This is a genomic window from Candidatus Glassbacteria bacterium (assembly GCA_019456185.1).
Classification (GTDB): Bacteria; Gemmatimonadota; Glassbacteria; order GWA2-58-10; family GWA2-58-10; genus JAJRTS01.
Genome location: VRUH01000103.1, coordinates 1 through 5,264, shown reverse-complemented (window position 1 = coordinate 5,264; position 5,264 = coordinate 1). Strand labels below are relative to the sequence as shown.

Here is a 5,264-nt window from a genome sequence, read left to right as displayed (position 1 = left end):
TGCGGCCGCAGCGAACTCCACTTCGAGTAAGCGTAGTCCAGGTTATCGAGCCGGACCTGCTCGAACGAGCTGAAAAACCGGCCCCAGACCCGGTTGATTTTGCCGACAGAACCGTATTTCTCTGTTAGCCACCGCTGGAAGGCGGCCAGGTTGTGCTTGTCCGTGGAGCGGAAATTGACTTCGTTGAACAGGTCGTAGCCCAGCAGCGCCGGGTGGTCCTTGAAATGCCCGGCTACTTCCCGGCAGTAGTCGCAGATCAGCTTGTCCACCTCGGGGTGAAGGTAGTTGACCCAGTGCTTGCCGGTGTCGTCGATACTGAAATACTCTTCCTTGAACAGGTAGTCGGGCATGAACTGGAACGCGGGGTTCTGACCCTCGAGTTCCAGGATCGCCGCCAGGCCCAGCTCCGCGCAGAGGTCCATCACATAGTCCACAGTGTCGAACGCCACCGAGACACCGTCAGCCGAATCCCAGCGGGACAGCGGCGGCCAGAGCACCACCAGGTTCAGGCCCAGCCCGGCGATATTCTCCAGATCACGGCCGATTGTATCACGCGGCACGTCCTGCTCGATCAGGAACACCGTGCCGAGTAACGGTTTGTCGAATTTTGTCAGCATGTCAGCTCTAAATTGCTGATGGTAAAAAAATTACCTGAAATCCCCCATGATCCAGGCGGCCAGTCTGCGGCGGGCCTCGACACTTTTGTGGTGTGAGCCGTTATGATGCAAAGAAAGTACCGCCGGGGTTGTACAATATGCCCTGGCGCTGAACTTGTCAACGGGATCAGGCCCGGCAGAGCGGGGCTTAAACTTGATTTTGAGAGCGCTGGAGATTAACCTTGCCGAAGTGTGCGTTTCCCAGGTGAATGGAATAAGCAGCGGAGGTTACAGATGAAGTTGGCGATGGTAAGGGTGGATGGCAGCGCCCGTCCGGCGGTGATGGACAGCGACGGCGCTTTAGTGGATCTCAAGGCATGCGGAATGGTTCACTGGGAGAATCTCGACGAGCTGATTGCCGCCGGCGAGGATGTCTGGCGCGAGGCGGCCGACGCGGCGGCCAGGGACTATCCCCGGCTCTCGGACCCGGAACTGCTCGTACCGTTGAGCAGCCCGCAGAAAATCATGTGTATCGGCCGCAACTACGCCGACCACGCCAGGGAACTGGGTCACGACCTGCCCGAACACCCCGTGCTGTTCGCCAAATACGCCAATGCGCTGGCCGGTCCGGGCGATGAGATCGTACTGCCGGGAGTAAGCCGCGAGATCGACTATGAAGCCGAGCTGGCAGTTGTGATCGGAAAACGCTGCAAGGCGGTGGACAGGGACGCGGCCCTGGACTGCGTTTTCGGCTACACCTGCGCCAACGATATCACGATGCGGGACGCGCAGAAGGCCGATGGCCAGTGGACCAGGGCCAAAAGTCCGGACACGTTCTGTCCCCTCGGCCCCTGGCTGGTGAGTGCCGATGAGATTCCCGACCCGCAGGCGCTGGCGATTGCGCTGGAACTCAACGGCGAGGTGATGCAGGATTCGAGCACGGCCGAGATGGTGTTCGGCGTGGCGGAACTGGTCAGCTACCTGTCGCAGACCATGACCCTGCTGCCCGGCGACCTTCTGCTGACCGGAACGCCCCCGGGCGTTGGTGCCGGACGGGATCCCCAGGTGTTTCTCGACAGCGGGGACAAGCTGAAAGTGAAAGTGGAGCGGATCGGCGAGTTGGAGAACCGGGTTCGCTGAGGAAGCTGCACTTAGTGAGGCTCGCGTTAGGCCGAAGTCAGCAGTTTTACCTTCTTCTTGCCGCCGCAACCCGAAATCTTGCAGCAAGCTGACAAACATTCAACCGACCGCCGTTAATCGAAAAGAATTCCTCGGAGCTTGCTCCGGGGTTACCGCTTTTGTTTTTTTGCAGTTAGAAATTCCGGTGGTACGCAGTGCCGGAAAGTTGGCCTGATCCCTCGCGGCTCTGCCGCGGGGTAGTTCATTTAGAAATCGGTACATGCAATCCATAAGATTGGGTGCCGGCGGGTCCTTTTTGCCGGAACGGAGTGAAAGTAGCAGCGGTTACTTGCTTACCGGTGGTGCGGAGATTAAATTCGTCGTTCAACCCGGGTAAATCTGCAAAAGGAGCTTAATTTGTCTCAACTTGGCGATTCGGCAAGAGCATCGGACGTGCAGGCGGTGGAGAAACTCCAGCAGGCGCGGGAAAAGATAAACAGCGAAATCGGCAAAGTCATTGTCGGACAGCGGGAAATAATCGACCAGCTGGTTATCTGCCTGCTGGCTCGCGGACACGGCCTGCTGATCGGTGTGCCGGGTCTGGCCAAGACGCTGTTGATCAGCACCCTGAGCAAACTGCTGGACCTGTCGTTCAACAGGATTCAGTTTACCCCTGACCTGATGCCCTCCGATATTATCGGCACCGATATTCTGGAGCAGGAATCAGAGGCCGGCCATGGCCGCGAGTTCGTATTCCATCGCGGACCCGTGTTCGCCAATGTCGTGCTGGCCGATGAGATCAACCGCACTCCGCCCAAAACCCAGGCGGCCATGCTCCAGGCCATGCAGGAGCACCAGGTGACCGCCGGCGGGCACACCTATTCGCTGGACGAACCGTTTTTCGTGCTGGCCACCCAGAACCCGATCGAGCAGGAAGGCACCTATCCGCTGCCCGAGGCCCAGCTCGACCGGTTCATGTTCAGCCTCTCTATCGAGTACCCGTCGCTGGACGAGGAAGTGGAGATTGTCGCCAGCACCACCAGCCAGGAGACTGCCGCCGTGGACAGGGTGCTGGGCAGGGATGAGATTGCCGCCCTGCAGAAGCTTGTACGTCGCGTGCCGGTCAGCGACAAGGTTGTCCGCTATGCTGTCGAGCTGGTCCGCGCCACCCGTCCGGCCGATCCGCTAGCGCCGGAGTTTGTCCGCGAATGGATCAACTGGGGAGCCGGGCCGCGCGCCGGACAGTACGCGATCCTGGGCGCCAAAACCCTGGCCGTGCTCGATGGCCGCTACACGCCCGGCGAGGAGGACGTGCGCCGGGTGATCCTGCCCGTGCTGCGCCACCGGGTAATCGCCAATTTCAACGCCGAGGCGGAGGGCGTGGGCGTGGAGGACGTGCTGAACCGTCTGCTGGAGAACAAGGGATGAGTGCGCTGACCGGGACCAGGATGCTTGACCCGCTGGTTATTTCACGGCTGGAAAACCTGGAATTGATCGCCCGCCAGGTGGTGGAGGGTTTTATCACCGGCCTGCACCGCTCTCCCTATCACGGCTTCAGCGTCGAGTTCACCGACCACCGTCCCTACATGCCGGGCGACGAGCGTAAAAATATCGACTGGAAGCTGTTCGCCAAGACTGACCGCTACTATATCAAGCAGTTCGAGGAAGAGACCAACCTCAAAGCCTGCATCCTGATCGATACCAGCCGCTCGATGGCGTTCAGCCGCGAGGGGACCTTGGGCAAGGACCGTTACGCCGCGATGCTGGCGGCCAGCCTCAGCTACCTTCTCCTGCGCCAGCGCGACGGGGTCGGGATGGCTCTCTACAGCGACCGGCTGCACGAATACGTGGCGCCAAGGGCGCGGATGAGCCAGCTGGGCCTGCTGATCTCCAAGCTTGAAGCGATGGAATGCGGGGGCCTGACCAGCCCCCTTCCTGTCTACCGCGAACTGGCCGAGCGGATCCGCCGCCGCGGCCTGATCGTGGTCCTCTCCGATCTGCTGACCGCTCCCGAGGACACGATCCGCTCGCTTAAATATTTCGCCCACCGCAAGCACGAGGTGATCGTATTTCACATCCTCGATCCCGGCGAACTGGGCCTACCCGGCGGCGGCGAAATCCTGTTCCGCGACATGGAGACCGGCGAGACACTACAGACCCACGCCTGGCAGGTCAAGGAGGAGTACGACCGCGAGGTGGCCGCGATGGTGGCCAACCTGCGCTCACGCTGCCGCGAGTCGCTGATCGACTACCAGCTTGTCTCCACCGCCACGCCGTTCGACAGGGCGCTGTATGCGTTTCTGGAAAAGCGAAGAAGGTTGGGCTGATTTGCAGCGGTAAGGGGCTTACGGAGTTTCGTAGTACTCGGCGGCGCTGATAATGTCCACCGTCACCTGGTCGCTTCTGATAATGGACACATCGCGCCCGTAAACGTCGTGGAACCGGTAAGTTCCCCCGTCGAACCATACGTTACGGGTATAGAAAGTATTGCCGCTCTCCTGGTCCACCAGGCGGAACACCAGCCTGTCCCGCCCGATCATCGGCCTGGGACTGAGCAGGCTCCCACCGGCGCAGCCTCCCAGGGCCGCTATCAGCATTGCGGCGGACAATGTTTTGACAGTCAGTCCGGCCATAGTTCTGTAAGATTTTCTGCCGAAAAATATCATGCCGGCCTACAGAATCCTTAATGCCAAAAAGTTTAAGATCACCAACTGTTTCCCGGCCCGTAATATTATTATCGGAACTCCGGCGGATTTTTTTAGCTGTTTTCCTTATGGGCCGAGGGCGGGCTGCGAGGGTTGGTGTCCCTCAGACGGCCCAACCAGTGTGCTTTCAGTTGGGTAACGAGTCAAATCCCGGCCGCGCTGTCAACGTATCGGTTGCAGCCGGGCGGACACTGATTCCACCAGGAACCCTGCGGCGTCCTCCGGTCCGGCGGAGTGCCCATCCGTACGGGCGCGAATATCAGCACGGTGGAAAGTCTCCGAAAAAGGGCTGACAGCAGCGGTTTACCGCAGATAAAACGCCCCCGTGAATATTATAACTATTCGCGGGGGCGTTCAAGTTTTCCGGAGGTAAAAGGGCCGGATTCCTGTTATTCCTCCCGGCAGACTCTCCGGCGCTGGAGGGATCGCTTTCCACCGTCACTTGTTTCCGGATTCAGAATGAGATATGAATTGCAGATGAATTGAGGTAATTTACCTGTAATCCAGCGAAATTCCCATGTAAAAATACGTGCCCGTCCCCTGGAATTGCGGGAAATAGCTGTCTGCGTTGAACAGGTTGTTGATCCCGCCGTTGAGCCGGAAATTGTCGGCGACCGCTTTCGAGAGGTGAAGGTTGCAGACCGTGTAGCCGTTAACTTGCTCATCGAGCGAGAGGTACTGCGCGCCGGTGGAGATTATCCGGAAATTGACGTTCAGACCCAGCGCGGCGTGCGCATAGGCCAGCTTGACCGTGTTGACGAAATCCGGGCGGTTGAACAGGGGTGCTCCGGAAATTTTATCTTCCGCATCGTAGATTGCCGCTTCCTCGGAGATACTGAAACCG

6 protein-coding genes are annotated in these 5,264 nt (G+C 59.3%); 3 read left to right on the top strand and 3 right to left on the bottom strand.

Annotation, left to right across the window (positions count from 1 at the left end; all coding sequences use genetic code 11):
• The coding region (locus FVQ81_18000; protein ID MBW7998425.1) for a cellulase family glycosylhydrolase at positions 1-617 on the bottom strand (617 nt) is incomplete at its 3' end.
• Positions 618-890: 273 nt separating this feature from the next.
• On the opposite strand from FVQ81_18000, the gene FVQ81_17995 reads away from it, so the two are divergent.
• From FVQ81_17995 to FVQ81_17985, 3 genes are all read left to right on the top strand, one after another.
• Positions 891-1,736 (top strand): fumarylacetoacetate hydrolase family protein, encoded by an 846-nt coding sequence (locus tag FVQ81_17995; GenBank protein MBW7998424.1) that lies wholly within the window; start codon positions 891-893, stop codon positions 1,734-1,736.
• Between the two features lie 378 nt (positions 1,737-2,114).
• A complete protein-coding gene (locus tag FVQ81_17990) occupies positions 2,115-3,143 on the top strand; it encodes an AAA domain-containing protein (protein MBW7998423.1) in 1,029 nt (342 codons plus the stop codon).
• On the top strand, positions 3,140-4,042 hold the full coding sequence (locus FVQ81_17985) for a DUF58 domain-containing protein (GenBank protein ID MBW7998422.1): 903 nt from the start codon (positions 3,140-3,142) through the stop codon (positions 4,040-4,042). The genes FVQ81_17990 and FVQ81_17985 overlap by 4 nt, the downstream gene beginning before the upstream one ends.
• An 18-nt stretch (positions 4,043-4,060) precedes the next feature.
• Here FVQ81_17985 and FVQ81_17980 read toward each other — a convergent pair whose 3' ends face one another.
• Complete coding sequence (locus tag FVQ81_17980) at positions 4,061-4,348, bottom strand: hypothetical protein (GenBank protein MBW7998421.1); 288 nt, start codon at positions 4,346-4,348, stop codon at positions 4,061-4,063.
• Between the two features lie 564 nt (positions 4,349-4,912).
• The coding region (locus tag FVQ81_17975) for a TonB-dependent receptor (protein ID MBW7998420.1) at positions 4,913-5,264 on the bottom strand (352 nt) is incomplete at its 5' end.

Bases quoted from the DNA above. Each gene is read 5' to 3' on its own strand.
- FVQ81_17985 (MBW7998422.1), top strand. From the start codon at position 3,140: ATGAGTGCGCTGACCGGGACCAGGATGCTTGACCCGCTGGTTATTTCA.
- FVQ81_17995 (MBW7998424.1), top strand. From the start codon at position 891: ATGAAGTTGGCGATGGTAAGGGTGGATGGCAGCGCCCGTCCGGCGGTG.
- FVQ81_17980 (MBW7998421.1), bottom strand. From the start codon at position 4,348: ATGGCCGGACTGACTGTCAAAACATTGTCCGCCGCAATGCTGATAGCG.